Origin of the sequence: Streptomyces sp. NPDC058646, from assembly GCF_042716875.1 — a bacterium.
Classification (GTDB): domain Bacteria; phylum Actinomycetota; class Actinomycetes; order Streptomycetales; family Streptomycetaceae; genus Streptomyces.
In genome coordinates, this window is sequence record NZ_JBHXRK010000007.1 from 37027 (window position 1) to 54358 (window position 17332).

Here is a 17332-nt window from a genome sequence, read left to right on the forward strand (position 1 = left end):
GCACAGCAGGTCTCAAGCACGGAAACCCGGCCCAGGGCATCGCCCCGGGCCGGGTTTCCGTGCTGCTCAGCTCGCGTACGAACCGGTGAGGGTGGCGCCCTCGGCGTGGTCGCCGCGGTCGAGGATCTCGCCCGCGACCCAGGCGTCGACGCCCCGGTCGCCCAGCGCGGTCAGGGCCGCGTCCACCGACTCGGCGGGCACGACGGCCATCATGCCGACGCCCATGTTCAGCGTCTTCTCCAGTTCCAGCTGCTCGACCTGACCCGCCGTACCGACCAGGTCGAAGATCGCCCCGGGGGCCCAGGTCGAACGGTCGACCGTGGCGTGCAGGTGGTCCGGGACCACCCGCGCCAGGTTGGCCGCCAGGCCGCCGCCGGTGATGTGCGAGAAGGCGTGCACCTCGGCCGTACGGGTGAGGGCGAGGCAGTCGAGCGAGTAGATCTTGGTGGGCTCCAGCAGTTCCTCACCGAGGGTGCGGCCGAGCTCCGCGATCTCCTGCTCCAGGGACATTCCGGCCCGGTCGAAGAGGACGTGCCGGACCAGCGAGTACCCGTTCGAGTGAAGGCCGGACGAAGCCATCGCGATGACGGCGTCCCCCGTACGGATGCGATCCGCGCCGAGCAGCCGGTCGTACTCCACGACACCGGTGCCGGCGCCCGCCACGTCGAAGTCGTCCGGGCCCAGCAGACCCGGGTGTTCGGCGGTCTCGCCGCCCACCAGGGCGCAGCCGGCGAGGACACAGCCCTCGGCGATGCCCTTGACGATGGCCGCGACACGCTCGGGATGCACCTTGCCGACGCAGATGTAGTCGGTCATGAAGAGCGGCTCGGCGCCGCAGACGACGATGTCGTCCATGACCATCGCGACCAGGTCGTGGCCGATGGTGTCGTACACGCCGAGCTGGCGGGCGATGTCCACCTTGGTGCCCACCCCGTCGGTGGCGGAGGCGAGGAGCGGACGCTCGTAGCGCTTGAGGGCGGAGGCGTCGAAGAGGCCGGCGAAACCGCCGAGGCCGCCGAGGACCTCGGGGCGCTGGGTCTTCTTCACCCACTCCTTCATCAGCTCGACGGCGCGGTCTCCGGCTTCGATGTCGACGCCCGCGGCTGCGTAGCTGGCACCGGTGGTCTTCTCTGTCATGACAGGAGAGAGCTTTCGTGTCGTTACTGCGGGTGGTGCCGGGCCCTGGGAAAAGCCTGAAAGACAGGGCCCGGCGCAGGTTGAGCCTGGGGGTGCCTGCGGACCGGAGCGCGGGGCTACGGGCGGCGGAGGGCGTCGGCGGCGTCCTTGCCGCCCGCGATCTCGGACTCCAGCAGCTGCTTGCCCAGGAGCTGCGGGTCGGGCAGCTCCATCGGGTACTCGCCGTCGAAGCAGGCACGGCAGAGGTTGGGCTTCTGGATGGTGGTCGCCTCGACCATCGCGTCGAGCGAGATGTACGAGAGCGAGTCCGCGCCCAGCGACGTGGCGATCTCGTCGACCGTCATGCCGTTGGCGATCAGCTCGGCCCGGGTGGCGAAGTCGATGCCGAAGAAGCACGGCCACTTCACCGGGGGCGAGGAGATCCGGATGTGGACCTCCGCCGCGCCCGCCTCGCGGAGCATCTTGACCAGGGCGCGCTGGGTGTTGCCGCGGACGATCGAGTCGTCGACGACCACCAGGCGCTTGCCCCGGATGACTTCCTTGAGGGGGTTGAGCTTCAGGCGGATGCCGAGCTGGCGGATCGTCTGCGAGGGCTGGATGAACGTCCGGCCCACATAGGCGTTCTTCACCAGACCGGATCCGTACGGGATCCCGCTGGCCTCGGCGTAACCGACGGCGGCGGGCGTGCCGGACTCCGGCGTCGCTATCACCAGATCGGCGTCGACCGGGGCTTCCTTGGCGAGGCGCCGGCCCATCTCGACACGCGAGAGATAGACGTTCCGGCCGGCGATGTCGGTGTCCGGGCGCGCCAGGTAGACGTACTCGAAGACACAGCCCTTGGGCTTTGCTTCCGCGAAGCGCGAGGTGCGCAGGCCGTTCTCGTCGATCGCGATGAGCTCGCCCGGCTCGACCTCGCGGACGAAGCTGGCGCCGCAGATGTCGAGGGCGGCGGTCTCGCTCGCCACCACCCAGCCGCGCTCCAGGCGGCCGAGGACCAGCGGGCGGATGCCCTGCGGGTCACGGGCGGTGTAGAGGGTCCCCTCGTCCATGAAGACGAGCGAGAAGGCTCCCTTGACCTGCGGGAGGACCTTGGCGGCCGACTCCTCGACGGTCAGGGGCTTGCCGTCGTCGTCCGTCTGCCCGGCCAGCAGGGCCGTGACGAGGTCGGTGTCGTTGGTGGCCGCCACCTGGGTGGCGCGGCCGTCCTGACGGGGGAGGTCGGCGACCATCTCGGCGAGCTCGGCGGTGTTCACCAGGTTGCCGTTGTGACCCAGGGCGATCGAGCCGTGGGCGGTCGCGCGGAAGGTGGGCTGCGCGTTCTCCCAGACGGAGGCTCCGGTGGTCGAATAGCGGGCGTGACCGACCGCGATATGACCTTGGAGCGAGCCGAGAGAGGTTTCGTCGAAGACCTGGGACACGAGGCCCATGTCCTTGAAGACGAGGATCTGGGAACCGTTGCTCACAGCGATTCCCGCGGACTCTTGTCCGCGGTGCTGCAGTGCATACAGTCCGAAGTAGGTGAGCTTGGCGACCTCTTCACCCGGAGCCCAGACACCGAAGACGCCGCAAGCGTCCTGGGGGCCTTTCTCTCCGGGGAGCAGGTCGTGGTTGAGTCGTCCATCACCACGAGGCACAACTCCGAGTGTAGGCGAGATCGACCACTGGTCCGAATTGGGTACGGCCGGGAAATGTCACAGCACAGAGGGTGACCGGACGCTTCCGTCCCGGGCTTCGGATCACCTTGTGGAGACGTACGAATGCATTCGTCGGGCTCTCGCTCCCTGCAGCCCCTCGGTGACCGCACCGTCACCCTCGCGGAGCGCCGCCGGGTAGACCTGGTCCGTGTCGCGAGCGCCGTCATCCGCTGGTCCGCGTAGCCGCAACTCCTTCTTTCCCGTCCCCCTTTCCGTCCGCCCCGCCGTGCCCGCGCGCGGTCCCGCGCCCGCCCGGGGGCAGCGGGTGGACCCTGGCCTGGACCACCTGTGTCTTCGTACGAGAACGAGCCGTCCCGACGCGCCTCACCCGGGCTGATCAGTGGCCGTCCGCGGCGCCGCCGGGCTCACTCGGCGGCGGAGGCCGCGCCGGCCGTCAGGCCCGTGCCGTCGGGTGCGGTGAGGGTCAGCTGCCGGCCCTGGACCCGCCAGGTGAGCGGGCCGCTGCCGAAGAGCCCGGTGAGCGTCCGCTCCACCTCGCCGGCCGGGCCCTCGCAGGCCATCCGGGTGGCGGTGAGGGGCCCGAAGGTGACCGAGGAACCGTCGACGGTGGCCGGGGCGCTGAACCGGTTGCAGCCGAGGGCGCCGCTCGCCGTGCCGTCGGCGGCAAGGGTGAAGCGGGCCCTGCCGGCCGCCTCGGCCGGTACGGAGGCTGCGGTCCCGCCGCTCAGCAGGGAGTCGACGGTCCACTCGGTGGCGGTGAGCGGGGCGTCCGGGACCGGGGGCTTGGAGCTCATGGCGATGGTGCTCCCGTCGGTGGTCTTCAGGGTGAGCCGGTCCGGGCCCCGGTCGACTGCGAGACGGCCCTGGAACAGCTTGGCGAAGGCGTTCTCGAAGTCCGTGTGCTCGCAGGCCATGTCCGTGTTGACGCCCCGGGTGACGCTCAGCGCCGCGTCACCGTGCAGCGTGACCTGTGCTGTGAAGCCGTTGCAGCCGTAGTTGCCCGTGGCCCGTTCCTGCCCGATGTCGACGCGGGCCACGTCGGGCGCGTGCAGGGTGCGGCCGCCGGTGGTCAGGGACTCGACGCCCCAGGAACCGAGGGGCCCGTCGAGACGCGGGGCGCTCCCGCTCTCCGTGACCCGGCCGCAGCCGGAGAGGCCGAGGGTGAGGACGAGGGCGACCCCGAGGGGTGCGCCCAGGACGCGGACGTGCCGGTAGGTACGCATGCCCCTGGGACGGAGCGGCGGCCAGGACGGTTCCCCCGTTCCCCCGGCCCCGCCGCGCTCAGCCCATCAGCGGGAGCAGCGCCGACAGGTCGGCCCGCTCACCGCTGGCCCGCACCCGCGCCTGCGCGACGGACTCCGCCCAGCCGCCGCGGCCCGTGGCCAGCCGGATCCAGGTCAGCGGGTCGGTCTCCACCACGTTGGGCGGGGTGCCGCGGGTGTGCCGGGGCCCCTCGACGCACTGGACCACCGCGAACGGGGGCACCCGTACCTCCACCGAGGCCCCCGGGGCCTTCACCGCCAGGGCGTCCGCGAGGACCCGGGTGCAGGCGGCCAGCGCCTGCCGGTCGAGGGGGATGTCCAGCTCCGCGGCCCGGTTCAGGTCGTCGGTGTGGACGACCAGCTCGACGGTCCGGGTGACCAGGAAGTCGGCGACGGTCATCCCGCCGATCCACAGCGGCAGCAGGTGCCCGCCGGGCAGGACCTCCAGCAGCTCGGCGAACCGGGCACCGGTCCGCCCGTACAGCGCGTCCAGCGGTTCCGGGGTCCGGCCGGGCTCCGCGTCCGCCGCACGGTGCGCACCGGCGATCTTCCCGGCGATCGGCCCGGTCGCGAACGGCCAGGTCTGCACGGTGACTTCCGCGCGTACGGCGGGCGGCCGGGCGGCGGCCCCGGCGAGCGAGCCGACCGCCCAGGCCAGGTGCTCCGCCAGGTCCCGTACGGTCCAGTCGCCGAGCTGCGCGGGGCGCGCCAGGCGCTCCTCGTCCAGCCCGCGCACCGCCTCGGCCACGTGGCCGAACTGGGCCAGGACGGCCTTGCGGATCCTGGCGGGGTCGTAGGTACGGGTCTTGGGTGCCATGCGGCGAGTCTGCCCGATCAGTCGCCGCCACCGCCGCAGCCTCCGCCACCACTGCTCCCGCCGTCACCACTGCTCCCGCCGTCACCGCTGCCGCACGACGAGGAGGTGCCCCAGGCGAAATCGACGCCCCCGTACCCGCCCCGCGCCGCCCGGGCGGCCCGCTCCACGCGCCGGCGCTCGTCCTCCTCGCGCTTCCTGAGCGTGTACGAGGTCCCGGCCGGCCGCCACGGCCGCAGGGCGTGGCGGCGCAGCGGCAGCAGCGGGGCGGTCGTGACGGCGGTGACGATCCGGGTGTCGCTCTCGTAGAGGGCGTGGACGAGGGCGACTTCGGCGCCCTCGGCCGCCACCCCGTACAGGAGCGCCTCGAAGGGCTCGCGCCGCGCGTCGATGTCGTGGTGCTCGGCGCGCAGCCGGCTCTCCTCGCCCGCGGCCAGCAGCCGGCCAGGTCCCGTCCCCCGGCTGTCGCGGTACCGGTCGCGGAAGGCGATCAGGGGCTCGGCCGAGGTCGTCACGGCGTCCGCCACCAGCCGGCAGGGCCCGGCGACCGGCTTGCGCACGCCGACGCGCAGCACCGGCTGCGGCCCCGCGAGCAGCCTTTGGGCGGCGCGCCGCGCCTGGAGGCCGCGGCCGAACAGGGTCGTGCCGGGGGTCAGCAGCAGGAGGGCGACGACCTGCTGCCCGACGGCGTCGTACGGGCTGCCCGTCCCGGCCGCCCGCAGGTCCTCGGCCAGACCCCAGGCCAGGAGCCCGGCGGCGGCCAGGCAGAGCGCGGCGCCGGGTGCGATGAGCCGTCGGCCGCGCTGCCGGTGCCCCCGGGTGAGGGGCTGCGGCACCGGGTGGCGGGCGCCCCCGGCCGCCGCGAGGAACAGCTCCCGCTGCCGGCTCCGGGACTTCAGCCGCAGCGCCACCCCGGTGGACGCCCAGGCGCACAGGGCCAGCACCAGCCAGGCGCCGGGGCCGTCGGAGCGGTCGGGGAGGACGAGGCGGGCGGCGGTGTCCAGGGCCGTGAGGCAGGCGCAGGCGAGGGCCGCGCCGGGCAGGAAGCGGTACCAGGGGGCCAGGGCGAGGAGCAGGACGGCGCCGGGATAGCCGGTCCACGAGGTCCCGGCTCCGTCCGCGTCGGATCCGTACCGGGCGAGGAGGGCGATCGCGAGGAGGACCAGCGGTACGAGGGCCCAGCACACGACGGTCGGCGCGAAGGGCCACGGCACGCGGGCCCCGCCCCAGCGCCGGGCGTCCTCGGGCCTCCAGACGGGGGCGCCGTCGCCGGGTATCGCCGCTCCGGGCAGGTTCTTGACGATGCTCACGGCGCCAGTATGCGGAGCTGCCCGCCGGGCTCCGAACGGATTGGGGGGCGGAGCCGCCACGCCCCGGCCGCCCCGGCACGTGCGCGAGCCCCCGTCCGGAGGGGATCCGGGCGGGGGCTCGTCGGCGTACGACGGGCGGGGATCAGGCCAGCAGGGCCGGGATCGTCGCCTCGTGGGCCTCGCGGAGTTCGGCCAGCGGGAGGGTGAACTCGCCCTGGATCTCGATCTCGTCGCCGTCCACCACGCCGATGCGGGTGGCCGGCAGGCCCCGCGCACCGCACATGTCGGTGAAGCGGAGCTCCTCGCTGCGCGGGACGGCCACGACGGCCCGGCCCGCGGACTCGGAGAACAGGAAGGTGAAGGCGTCCAGGCCCTCGGGCACCACGATCCGGGCACCGTTGCCGCCGCGCAGGCAGGACTCGGTGAGCGCCTGGATGACGCCGCCGTCCGACAGGTCGTGCGCGGCGTCGATCATGCCGTCGCGCGACGCGGAGATGAGGATCTCGCCCAGCAGCTTCTCGCGGCCCAGGTCCACCTTGGGCGGCAGGCCGCCGAGGTGGTCGTGGACGACCTGGGACCAGGCCGAACCGCCGAACTCCTCGGCCGTGTCGCCCAGCAGGTAGAGCAGCTGGCCGGCCTCCGAGAACGCCATCGGGGTACGGCGGTTGACGTCGTCGATCACACCGAGGACCGCCACGACCGGAGTCGGGTGGATCGCGGTGTCGCCCGTCTGGTTGTAGAGGGAGACGTTGCCGCCGGTCACCGGGGTGCCCAGCTCCAGACAGCCGTCCGCGAGACCGCGGGTGGCCTCGGCGAACTGCCACATCACGTCCGGGTCCTCGGGGGAGCCGAAGTTCAGGCAGTTCGAGATCGCCAGGGGCTTCGCACCGGTCGCCGCGACGTTGCGGTACGACTCCGCGAGCGCCAGCTGGGCACCCGCGTAGGGGTCGAGCTTGGCGAAGCGGCCGTTGCCGTCGGTGGACATGGCCACGCCGAGGTTGGACTCCTCGTCGATGCGGACCATGCCCGCGTCCTCGGGCTGCGCCAGCACGGTGTTGCCCTGCACGAAGCGGTCGTACTGGTCGGTGACCCACGACTTGGAGGCCTGGTTCGGGGAGGAAACCAGCGCCAGGACCTGCGCGCGCAGCTCCTCGGAGGTCTGCGGGCGGGGCAGCCGGCCTGCGTCGTCGGCCTGCAGCGCGTCCTGCCAGGAGGGGCGCGCGTACGGACGGTGGTAGACGGGGCCCTCGTGGGCGACGGTGCCCGGGGGCACGTCCACGATCTGCTCGCCGTGCCAGAAGATCTCCAGGCGCTCGCCGTCGGTCACCTCACCGATGACGGTGGCGATGACGTCCCACTTCTCGCAGATCTCCATGAAGCGGTCGACGTACTGCGGCTCGACGATGGCGCACATGCGCTCCTGCGACTCGCTCATGAGGATCTCCTCGGGCGAGAGCGTCGCGTCGCGCAGCGGCACGGTGTCCAGTTCGACGCGCATGCCGCCGGATCCGGCGGAGGCCAGCTCGCTCGTGGCGCAGGAGAGCCCGGCGCCGCCGAGGTCCTGGATGCCCGCGACCAGCTTCTCCTTGAAGATCTCCAGGGTGCACTCGATGAGGAGCTTCTCCTGGAAGGGGTCGCCGACCTGGACGGCGGGCCGCTTGGTGGGCTTGGTGTCGTCGAAGGTCTCGGACGCGAGGACCGAGACGCCGCCGATGCCGTCGCCACCGGTGCGGGCGCCGTAGAGGATGACCTTGTTGCCGGGGCCGGAGGCCTTGGCGAGGTGGATGTCCTCGTGCTTCATCACGCCGATGCAGCCGGCGTTCACGAGCGGGTTGCCCTGGTAGCAGGCGTCGAAGACGACCTCGCCGCCGATGTTGGCCAGGCCCAGGCAGTTGCCGTAGCCGCCGATGCCCGCGACCACGCCCGGCAGGACGCGCCGGGTGTCGGGGTGGTCGGCCGCGCCGAAGCGCAGCGGGTCCACGACCGCGACCGGGCGGGCGCCCATGGCCAGGATGTCGCGGACGATGCCGCCGATGCCGGTGGCCGCACCCTGGTAGGGCTCGATGTACGAGGGGTGGTTGTGCGACTCGACCTTGAAGGTGACCGCGTAGCCCTGACCGACGTCGACGACACCGGCGTTCTCGCCGATGCCGACGAGCATGGCGTCGTTCTGCGGGACCTTCTCGCCGAACTGCTTCAGGTGGACCTTGCTGCTCTTGTACGAGCAGTGCTCGGACCACATGACCGAGTACATGGCGAGTTCGGCGCCGGTCGGGCGGCGGCCGAGGATCTCCCGGATGCGGGCGTACTCGTCCTCCTTGAGGCCGAGCTCCTTCCAGGGCTGCGAGGCGTCCGGGGTCTCGCTGGCGTTCTTGACGGTGTCGAGGCTCATGCGCTGACCAGCTTCTTCAGGACCGAGGTGAAGAACGGGAGACCGTCGGTGCGGCCCGTCCCGATCAGCGGCTCGACCGCGTGCTCGGGGTGCGGCATGAGACCGACGACGTTGCCTGCGGCGTTGGTGATGCCGGCGATGTCGCGCAGCGATCCGTTGGGGTTGCCGTCCAGGTAGCGGAAGGCCACGCGGCCTTCGGCCTCCAGTTCGTCGAGCGTGCGCTCGTCGGCGGTGTAGCGGCCGTCCACGTTCTTCAGCGGGACGGAGATCTCCTGGCCGGCGGTGTAGTCCCCGGTCCAGGCGGTCCCCGTGCTCTCCACGCGCAGCTTCTGGTCGCGGCAGATGAAGTGGAGGTGGTTGTTGCGGAGCATCGCCCCCGGCAGCAGGTGGGCCTCGGTGAGGACCTGGAAGCCGTTGCAGATGCCGAGGACGGGCATGCCCGCCCTGGCCTGGTCGATGACGGTCTCCATCACCGGCGAGAAGCGGGAGATGGCTCCGGCGCGCAGGTAGTCCCCGTAGGAGAAGCCGCCCGCGAGGACGACCGCGTCGACCTGGTGCAGGTCCTTGTCGCGGTGCCAGAGCGAGACCGGCTCGGCCCCCGCGAGGCGGACGGCGCGCAGCGAGTCACGGTCGTCGAGCGTTCCTGGGAACGTGACGACTCCGATGCGAGTGGTCACCGTCAGGCCTCGACCTTCACGGTGAAATCTTCGATGACGGTGTTGGCGAGGAACGTTTCGGCCATCTTGTGGATGCGGTCGAGGGCGGCCTGGTCGACCGGGCCCTCCACCTCCAGTTCGAAGCGCTTCCCCTGGCGGACGTCGGCGATCCCCTCGAAGCCCAGACGCGGCAGTGCACGCTGCACCGCCTGGCCCTGGGGGTCGAGGATCTCCGGCTTGAGCATGACGTCGACTACGACGCGTGCCACTGGCACTCCCGTGTGGTGGTTGGTGCGAAGGCGGTTCCCTCAGCGTACCCGGCCGAAATTTCTACGCGGGTAGATATCGGCTGGCCTTGATCGCCGCCCGGTTTCACCTTCACCAACGCTTCGCAAAATCCGCCGGAAAACCGCGTACCCGGCATTGCGGCAGGACACGCGGAGACAATTAACTGGGCTTCGCAATGCAATGCGAATCGGGGTACAAAGGAATCACCCGAGGCGTTGGCATTTTTCGCTCCGCGACGGGGGCAGAAAGACGCATTGCTCCGAAACATCCACACAGGCGACATCACCGCACGTCAACGGGTGACGACGTCGCACGAAGGGACCGATATCCGTGGCGCAGCGCGTAGTAGTCACGCTCTCCGACGACATCGATGGCGGAGAAGCGGCGGAAACGGTCGTGTTCGCTCTGGACGGTAAGTCGTACGAGATCGACCTCAATGCGGCCAACGCAAAGAAACTGCGGAAGGGCCTGGCCCCCTTCGTGGCCGCCGGCCGCCGGCAGTCCCGCTCCGGCAAGGCCTTCAAGCACACCTCCGTCGCGCCGGACCCGGCGGCCGTCCGGGCCTGGGCCCGGTCCAACCAGTACGAGGTGCCGCCCCGCGGCCGCATCCCGAAGAAGATCTACGAGGCCTACAACGCAGCCCACTGAGGGCCGATTTGCCATCCACCCCCCTGCGTCGGCTAATGTGTGGATCACGCCGAGGGGCGAGGCCGCAGGCCGGAGCCCCGAAGGTCGTGCGGGTGTAGTTCAGTAGCAGAACATCCTCCTTCCAGGGGGAAGGCGCAGTGTGCGATCCCTGTCACCCGCTCTGCATCGCTTTACCGACCACCACCGTGGATCAGGTAGAGTGATGCACGCATTGCCGAGCGCAGTGCATGCGGACGTAGCTCAGTTGGTAGAGCACCACCTTGCCAAGGTGGATGTCGCGAGTTCGAGTCTCGTCGTCCGCTCAGTGTGAGAAGGCCCCGGTCATGACGACCGGGGCCTTCTTCGTGTTTCCCGAGAAGCCGACGTGGCCGGCGTCGGGCGCAGGCCTTCCCGGCGCCTTCTGACAAATGTCATCCCGGGTCGTGACGGCACGCACTGCCGGTCCGGCCCGGCGTCGGGGAGAGTCGGAGCACCGGCCTGGCCTGCAACATGATCAGCGTGTTTGCTGTCCAGCGGTGGTCGCGCACGGAGTCCGCGCGGCCGGAACGCAGGAAGACCCAGGGGGACGAGAACCGTGTCGAAGCTGACGGGGTGGTGGAAGAACCGCAGCACCGCGGGGAAGGTCGAGGTCTACACCCGCTGGTCGTTCCACTTCTTCGTGGGCATGGAGATCCTGGGGTTCGGCGTGGGCCCGGTGGTCAGTGCGCGGGGCCGGCCCTCGGCGCTGGTGCCCGCCCTGCTCCTGCTGATGATGTGCACCCACGCTCTGCTGTGCGGGCTGCTCTCCTCCAGGGCGCTGGGCTGGGTGGTGGGCAGGCGCGAGCGCCCGGACCGGCTGGCGACGATCACGGTTCTCGGGACGGCCGCCGCGACCCTGGCCGTGCTCGCGCTGCGCGCCACCGGGAAGATCGACCCGGCCGTCGCCCCGACGCTGGTCTCGGGGCTGACCTGCTTCACCACCGGGTCGCTGGTGCTGTGTCTGCGGACGGTCCGGCGCATCCGGTACGTCCCTCCGGTCGCCGCCGTCGCCACCGGCCTGGCCGCACTCGCCCTGGGACTCCGGCCCGCGGAGGCCCTCGGGTACGCCCTGGGCGTGCTGCTGGGCAGTGTGTTCTTCGGCGCCACCTGCGGGTTTTCGGCCTGGCTGCTGGACACGGTCCACGAACTGGACCGCTCGCGCGAGGCCCTGGCCCAGCTGGCGGTGGCGGAGGAGCGGCTGCGGTTCGGCCGTGACCTGCACGACGTGATGGGCCGCAACCTGGCGGTGATCGCCCTGAAGAGCGAGCTCGCCGTCCAGCTCGCACGGCGCGAACGGCCGGAGGCGGTGGACCAGATGATCGAGGTGCAGCGGATCGCGCGGGAGTCGCAGCGCGAGGTGCGGGACGTGGTCCGAGGTTACCGGGAGGCGGACCTCGCCGTGGAGCTGGAAGGTGCCCGCGGGGTGCTGAGCGCGGCCGGCATGGACTGCCGGGTCGACCTCCAGGGCGGGCGGGACCTGCCGTCGGAGGTCCAGTCCGCGCTCGGCTGGGTGGTGCGCGAGGCGACGACGAACGTCCTGCGGCACGGGGACGCGCAGAACTGTGTGATCCGGCTGACGGCGCCCCGGGCGGGAGCCGTGACGCTGGTGGTGGAGAACGACGGGGCGCCCGATGCGCCCGCTGGGCCGCCGGGTTCGGGTCTGGCCGGACTGCGCGAACGGCTCGCAGCACTGGACGGAACCCTGCAGGCGGGGCCGGTGGACGGCGGCCGGTTCCGGCTGCGGGCCGACATCCCGGGCCGACAAGCGCAACGACTGGAGGTGCGGGCGTGAGCCCCGTACGCGTACTGCTCGCCGACGACGAACACCTGATCCGCGGTGCGCTGGCCGCGCTGCTGGGGCTGGAGGACGATCTGCTGGTGATAGCCGAGGCGGCTTCCGGGCCGGAGGCCCTGGCGATGGCCCGGGCGCACCGGCCGGACGTGGTGGTGCTGGACCTGCAGATGCCGGGCGCGGACGGTGTGAGTGTGGCCACATCGCTGCGGGCCGAACTCCCCGACTGCAAGACGATGATCGTGACCAGCCACGGCCGCCCGGGGCACCTCAAGCGGGCGCTGGCGGCGGGGGTGCGGGCCTTCGCGCCGAAGACGGTCTCGGCACAGCGGCTGGCCGAGCTGATCCGGACGGTGCATGCCGGAGGGCGTTATGTGGACCCGGAGTTGGCGGCCGATGCGATCAGCGCCGGGGACTCGCCGCTGACCGCGCGCGAGGCCGAGGTGCTCGAACTCGCGGCCGACGGGGCGCCGGTCGCGGAGATCGCGGAGCGGGCCTCGCTGTCGCAGGGGACCGTACGGAACTACCTGTCCTCGGCGGCGTCGAAACTCGGGGCCGAGAACCGGCACACGGCAGTGCGTCTCGCGCGCGAGCGCGGTTGGGTATAGTAGGTCTCGCGTTACGGCGCAGTGCGGACATAGCTCAGTTGGTAGAGCACCACCTTGCCAAGGTGGATGTCGCGCGTTCGAGTCGCGTTGTCCGCTCAGAACGAAGAAGCCCCCGGTCCTCGGACCGGGGGCTTCTTCGTGTCTCAGGTCCCGCTCTGCCAGGGCAGGCCGGTGAGCCGCTCGTAGGCCTCGACGTACTTGGCGCGGGTCCGCTCGACGACCTCCTGCGGGAGGGCGGGCGGCGGCAGTTCGCCCTTCGGGTCCCAGCCGGAGGCCGGGGAGGCCAGCCAGTCGCGGACGTACTGCTTGTCGAAGGAGGGCTGCGCGCGGCCCGGCTCCCACAGGTCCGCCGGCCAGAAGCGGGAGGAGTCCGGGGTGAGCACCTCGTCGGCGACGACGAGCGCGCCGTCCTTCGGGTCGAAGCCGAACTCGAACTTGGTGTCCGCCAGGATGATCCCGCGCGCGCGGGCGATGTCCCGGGCGCGGCCGTACACGTCGAGGGTGGTCCGGCGCAGCAGCGCGGCCGTCTCGGCGCCGGTGGTGCGCGCGACCTCTTCGTAGGAGACGTTCTCGTCGTGCTCGCCGACCGCGGCCTTGGCGGCCGGGGTGAAGATCGGGGCGGGCAGCTCGGAGCCGTCCACGAGGCCTTCGGGCAGGGCCAGTCCGCAAACGGTACGGGTCTGCCGGTACTCGGCGAGGCCGGATCCGGTGAGGTAGCCGCGGGCCACGCATTCGACGGCGACCATGTCGAGGTTGCGGCAGACCAGCGTACGGCCGGCCCAGTCGGCGGGGGCTCCGGCGGGCAGGTCGGTGGAGAGGACGTGGTGGGGAACGAGGTCGGCGAGCTGGTCGAACCACCACAGGGAGAGCTGGGTCAGGACGCGGCCCTTGTCCGGGATCTCGGTGGGCAGCACCCAGTCGAAGGCGGACATCCGGTCACTGGCGACCATGACGAGGCGGCCGTCCTCGTCCCGGTAGAGGTCGCGGACCTTGCCGGTGTGGAGGTGGACGAGGCCGGGAACCTCGACCGGCTCGGGCTTTTCGACGAATCCGGACACGGGTTCTCCCTGTGGGTCTGTACGAGCGCACCCCCATTCTCCCGCACGTCGGCCCCTGACCCGCCCGGAGGGGTCTCAGTCGTGCTTGCAGATCCGGTCGAGGAGGTTGGCCGTGGCGCGCTGCACCCGCTCGTCGACGTGGCCGGGGCGGTCGAGGGCCGGGGACCAGGCGAAGGTGCCCGAGGCGAAGACCAGGGCCCCGCTGGGGGCCCGGTAGAGCGAGGTCTCCTGGTGGCGGCGGTGGCCCTCGGTGTCGAGGTAGGGGGAGTGGGCGAGCAGGATCCGGTCCCGGTGCTCGGGGAGCTGGGTGCGCGGGAAGTACCGGTCGGCCTCGCCCGCGACCAGGCCGGGGAGTTCGTCGTTCTCGCCGGCGCCGGTGGAGTCCCACAGCCAGTGCGTGGCATTGCGCACGATCAGGGGCGCGGGCTCCGGGACCCGTCCCGCGTACTGGATGCCGAGCAGTTGCTGCTCGGGACGGTCGACCTCGCGCCACAGGCTGGGGCGGCCGGGGCCGCGGCGTTTTCGGCAGGTCAGGAGCCGGTCCTCGATCCCGGACGGGGACGGGGCGAGCTCGACCTGCCAGTACATGGTGTTGGCGGACAGGAAGACGAGCGAGGTGCCGTGGTCGCGGGCGCGCTCGGCGGTGCGGCGCATCGGCGCCGACCAGTACTCGTCGTGGCCGGGGAAGACCAGGCCGCGGTAGCGGGTCGGGTCCACGCGGCCCGCGTGCAGGTCCCGGGTGTCGGCGTAGGCGAGGCCGTAGCCGTAGCGCTCGGCCCAGCGGATGAAGTCGTAGGCGTGGCCGACGTGCAGCGGCAGGCCCGCGCCGGCGTAGGGGCGGTCGAAGGAGACGGTCACGGCCGCGTCCTGCTCGCCGAGCAGCCGGCCCTCCTCGTCCCAGGCGTGGTAGAGGCTGGCGCCGGATCGGCCGTCCTCCGGATAGAGGTTGTACGCCTGCCACGTGATGTCCGGGAGCAGGAGCAGCAGGTCCGCGGGGTGGTCGTCGCGGACGGTGAAGGGGATGTGGGAGCGGTAGCCGTCCGCGGTGGTCAGGACGGCGACGTACGCGCCGACGCTCCAGTAGGAGGGGACCTGCAGGCGCCAGGACAGCCACCAGTGGTGGCAGGAGACGGTGCGGTCGGCGGCCAGGGGGGCCGGCTGGACGATGCCGGACAAGCGGGGGCTGGTGGTGATCTTCGATGCGCCGTCGCCGCCGTAGTGGCCGATCCGGTAGACGTCGACGGAGAACTGCTGGGGCGGGTCGACGGTGATGTGGAAGTCGATGGCCTCGCCGGGGGTGACGGCTCCGGTGGACGCGAAGCCCTTGATCTGGCGGTGCACGTCGTCGGCGCTGCGCGGTCCGCCGTTGCCGCGGGGGGACCGGCCGGTGCCGGCGGCCGCGGCGGCCGGGTCCACGTACCAGGGGACGACCTGGCCGGTGTCGCCGAAGTAGAGCTCGCTGCCCCGGAACCACGGCAGGGGGCCCTGCCCGAAGGGGTCGTTCACCGCGTGCGCCAGCGCACCTGACTCCCAACGCCGGATCTGGTCCGCACCCATACCGCTCCCCTCCCTCGCTCCCCCGAACGACGCTTTCAGGACACGCCGGTTCAGGACATCCAGCCGCGACCGGTCCCAGCACATCACATAACGCACGCGGTCCGTCACCGTTCGTCGCGAATTGACGTGAGTAGAAGATACGGTTCCGCTTGTTCGTGCGAGCTGTGGTCCCTGGGGGTGGTGCCGGAGCGGGAGCGGGGCGGCGGGGCCGGAGGGGCGGGCTCGGCGGCCGTGGGGCATACCGGCCGGGCGGGCGGCCCGTCAGACCAGCCGGACCGGCTTCTCCGGACGGACGCCGACCTCCGAGAGCCACTCCCGGAGCGGCTCCGGGTCCCCGTCCTCGACCAGGCACAGCACCCGCGGCGCCAGATCCGCACGGCGCTCCCCGCCGATCAGCAGGACCGGCCCGTCCAGCCAGTCCAGCCCGGGCGCGGCCCCGGCCGAGTCCACGGCCGCGCAGCACACCATCGCCGTCACGTGGTCGGCCAGCAGGTCCCGCGCGCTGCGCGGCGGCTGCAGGGGGAACAGCGGTACGGCGTCGGCGCCGCGCGCCTTGCCCGCACCGGCGCCCGCACCCGCGGCCCGCTCCTCGCGGGCGAGGTCCCCGCTGAGCCGCCCGGCCAGCGCCTCTCCGGCGAGGCCGTCGCCGGCGGGGTCCGAGAGGTGCCCGAGCACCCGCTCCAGCGTGGGGCCGGCGAAGCCGTCGGCCGGAGGGGAAAGGGGCGCCGGGGCGGTGGCCACGGCGTCCAGCGCCGCGTGCAGGCGGGCCGCCTCCGCACGCCATGTGCGGTCCACGACCTCTTCCGGATAGGCCGCCCAGTCCACCGGGGACCAGTCCGGGCCGGGCTCGGCCGGTCCGCCGTGGAACAACCGCGCGGCCAGCAGCGAAGCCGCCTCGTCGACCGCCCCGGGCTGCTCCAGCAGATCGCAGGCCGGGCGCTCGCCCAGCCGTGAGGTGAACCCGTCGGCGAGCCGGTCCCGCCGGGACAGCTCGGTCAGCGCGGAGACCACCCCCGCGTCCAGGTGCACCGGCCAGCGGCCCATCCGCCAGGCGGGCAGCGCGACCCGGGTCAGCAGCCGGTCCCAGCCCGCGTACGCGAGGCCGACCTGCTCCTGGGCGGCGATCCGCAGCCCGTAGTCCACACCCTGTGCACGGTCCGAGGCGGCCGCGGCCACCCCGCGCTCCATCTCGGTGGCGTCGACCCGGCACAGCCGCAGCAGGAACCGCGCGGGCGGGGCGATCCAGCCCAGGCCCCGACGGCTGCCCACGTCCACCGCGGCGTCCAGACCGCGTACAAAACCACGGGCGTCGGCTATGTCCGGGTGGGCGGAAGGGCCCGTACCGGCGACGACCGGGGCGAGGACGGCCCGCAGCTCGGCGACCCGCATCCACCACAGGAAGGGCGAGCCGATCACGAGCACGGGAGCCGCGCCCGGTTCGGACTCCGGGCCCGCGGGCAGGGCGCCGCGGCGGTGGGCCGCATGGGTGCGGTCCTCCAGCCAGCTGTCGCAGTCGGGCGTCAGCGCTATCGCGGAGGGCGACGGCACGTCCATCCGCTCGGCCAGGTCCCGCACCAGCCGGTAGAGATCGGGGGCGGCGGCCTCCGACAGCGCCACCGTCGGCGTCACGGCGGGGCCCGCACGCAGCACCACCGCGGCGAAGACTCCGCCGACCAGCAGGACGAGCGCGGCGACCGCGCACACGGCCAGGGTCACCGCCGGCCAGGGGTCCCCGGCCAGCCGGCCGGTCATCCTGGCGGCGACGAGCACCACGGCGAGGGCGGCGGGCAGCAGCCCGGCCGCCAGGGCCCTGCTGCGCACACGCAGCACGGCCAAGGCACGGGAACGTGCGGACGGCACGCCCGTTTCGACGATCGAACCGGTTCCGGACACGGCCGGACCTCACCCCCTCTGCCCTGCGGCGGCATTGCTCACTCCCCCACTGTGACACCCGCCACCGACATCGCAATGCCGGTGGGCCAAGTGCCGGAATGCTTGCGCCGCACCCTAGTTGGGGCACGACCGGCCGTCAGGCGGACGGGGTGACGATCACCCGATGGAATGGCTTTGGGTAAAGGTGGGTGCGTTCGAACGCGGCTGGATGCAGTCGCACGCGTACACGCCCGCGGGCCCGGTG

The 17332-nt window shown here is 72.3% G+C and carries 14 protein-coding genes and 3 tRNA genes; 6 read left to right on the forward strand and 11 right to left on the reverse strand.

The features are described from left to right. Positions 1-66: 66 nt before the first annotated feature. From purM to purS, 8 genes are all read right to left on the reverse strand, one after another. Complete coding sequence (purM, locus tag ACFWUZ_RS10625; RefSeq protein ID WP_384370400.1) at positions 67-1137, reverse strand: phosphoribosylformylglycinamidine cyclo-ligase; 1071 nt, start codon at positions 1135-1137, stop codon at positions 67-69. A 116-nt stretch (positions 1138-1253) separates the two neighbouring features. Then, complete coding sequence (purF, locus tag ACFWUZ_RS10630; RefSeq protein WP_384370403.1) at positions 1254-2771, reverse strand: amidophosphoribosyltransferase; 1518 nt, start codon at positions 2769-2771, stop codon at positions 1254-1256. Between the two features lie 425 nt (positions 2772-3196). Continuing rightward, complete coding sequence (locus ACFWUZ_RS10635; protein ID WP_384370405.1) at positions 3197-4015, reverse strand: META domain-containing protein; 819 nt, start codon at positions 4013-4015, stop codon at positions 3197-3199. A 58-nt stretch (positions 4016-4073) separates the two neighbouring features. Continuing rightward, entirely contained in the window at positions 4074-4871 is a 798-nt protein-coding gene (locus ACFWUZ_RS10640; protein WP_384370408.1) for a sterol carrier family protein, read from the reverse strand. 17 nt (positions 4872-4888) lie between these two features. Next, a complete protein-coding gene (locus ACFWUZ_RS10645; protein ID WP_384370411.1) occupies positions 4889-6178 on the reverse strand; it encodes a hypothetical protein in 1290 nt (429 codons plus the stop codon). Between the two features lie 142 nt (positions 6179-6320). Next, positions 6321-8570 (reverse strand): phosphoribosylformylglycinamidine synthase subunit PurL, encoded by a 2250-nt coding sequence (purL, locus tag ACFWUZ_RS10650; protein ID WP_384370414.1) that lies wholly within the window; start codon positions 8568-8570, stop codon positions 6321-6323. Further along, entirely contained in the window at positions 8567-9247 is a 681-nt protein-coding gene (gene purQ, locus ACFWUZ_RS10655) for a phosphoribosylformylglycinamidine synthase subunit PurQ (RefSeq protein WP_384370417.1), read from the reverse strand. Before purQ ends, purL begins: the two co-directional genes overlap by 4 nt. A 2-nt stretch (positions 9248-9249) precedes the next feature. Further along, on the reverse strand, positions 9250-9501 hold the full coding sequence (gene purS / locus ACFWUZ_RS10660; protein ID WP_008740952.1) for a phosphoribosylformylglycinamidine synthase subunit PurS: 252 nt from the start codon (positions 9499-9501) through the stop codon (positions 9250-9252). 343 nt (positions 9502-9844) lie between these two features. Between purS and ACFWUZ_RS10665 the strand changes: the two genes are divergently transcribed. From ACFWUZ_RS10665 to ACFWUZ_RS10690, 6 genes are all read left to right on the forward strand, one after another. Further along, complete coding sequence (locus ACFWUZ_RS10665; protein WP_384370420.1) at positions 9845-10162, forward strand: Lsr2 family protein; 318 nt, start codon at positions 9845-9847, stop codon at positions 10160-10162. Between the two features lie 88 nt (positions 10163-10250). Further along, positions 10251-10322 (forward strand) — tRNA-Gly (locus ACFWUZ_RS10670). Between the two features lie 69 nt (positions 10323-10391). After that, a tRNA-Gly gene (locus ACFWUZ_RS10675) sits at positions 10392-10464 on the forward strand. A gap of 272 nt (positions 10465-10736) precedes the next feature. Further along, positions 10737-11972, forward strand: a complete 1236-nt coding sequence (locus ACFWUZ_RS10680; RefSeq protein WP_384370423.1) for a sensor histidine kinase — start codon at positions 10737-10739, stop codon at positions 11970-11972. Next, entirely contained in the window at positions 11969-12580 is a 612-nt protein-coding gene (locus tag ACFWUZ_RS10685; RefSeq protein WP_384370426.1) for a response regulator, read from the forward strand. The genes ACFWUZ_RS10680 and ACFWUZ_RS10685 overlap by 4 nt, the downstream gene beginning before the upstream one ends. Before the next feature lie 23 nt (positions 12581-12603). Beyond that, positions 12604-12676: transfer RNA gene (locus ACFWUZ_RS10690), tRNA-Gly, on the forward strand. 47 nt (positions 12677-12723) lie between these two features. On the opposite strand, the gene ACFWUZ_RS10695 is transcribed toward ACFWUZ_RS10690, so the two are convergent. From ACFWUZ_RS10695 to ACFWUZ_RS10705, 3 genes are all read right to left on the reverse strand, one after another. Continuing rightward, a complete protein-coding gene (locus tag ACFWUZ_RS10695) occupies positions 12724-13638 on the reverse strand; it encodes a phosphoribosylaminoimidazolesuccinocarboxamide synthase (protein ID WP_384370429.1) in 915 nt (304 codons plus the stop codon). 75 nt (positions 13639-13713) lie between these two features. Continuing rightward, entirely contained in the window at positions 13714-15195 is a 1482-nt protein-coding gene (locus ACFWUZ_RS10700; protein WP_384370432.1) for a N,N-dimethylformamidase beta subunit family domain-containing protein, read from the reverse strand. A gap of 261 nt (positions 15196-15456) precedes the next feature. After that, entirely contained in the window at positions 15457-17088 is a 1632-nt protein-coding gene (locus tag ACFWUZ_RS10705; RefSeq protein WP_384370436.1) for a hypothetical protein, read from the reverse strand. Positions 17089-17332 lie beyond the last annotated feature (244 nt).

What these genes read in the sequence shown, in the direction of transcription:
- purM (WP_384370400.1), bottom strand. Translation starts at nt 1,137, where the DNA reads ATGACAGAGAAGACCACCGGTGCCAGCTACGCAGCCGCGGGCGTCGAC.
- ACFWUZ_RS10635 (WP_384370405.1), bottom strand. Translation starts at nt 4,015, where the DNA reads ATGCGTACCTACCGGCACGTCCGCGTCCTGGGCGCACCCCTCGGGGTC.
- ACFWUZ_RS10640 (WP_384370408.1), bottom strand. Translation starts at nt 4,871, where the DNA reads ATGGCACCCAAGACCCGTACCTACGACCCCGCCAGGATCCGCAAGGCC.
- purL (WP_384370414.1), bottom strand. Translation starts at nt 8,570, where the DNA reads ATGAGCCTCGACACCGTCAAGAACGCCAGCGAGACCCCGGACGCCTCG.
- ACFWUZ_RS10700 (WP_384370432.1), bottom strand. Translation starts at nt 15,195, where the DNA reads ATGGGTGCGGACCAGATCCGGCGTTGGGAGTCAGGTGCGCTGGCGCAC.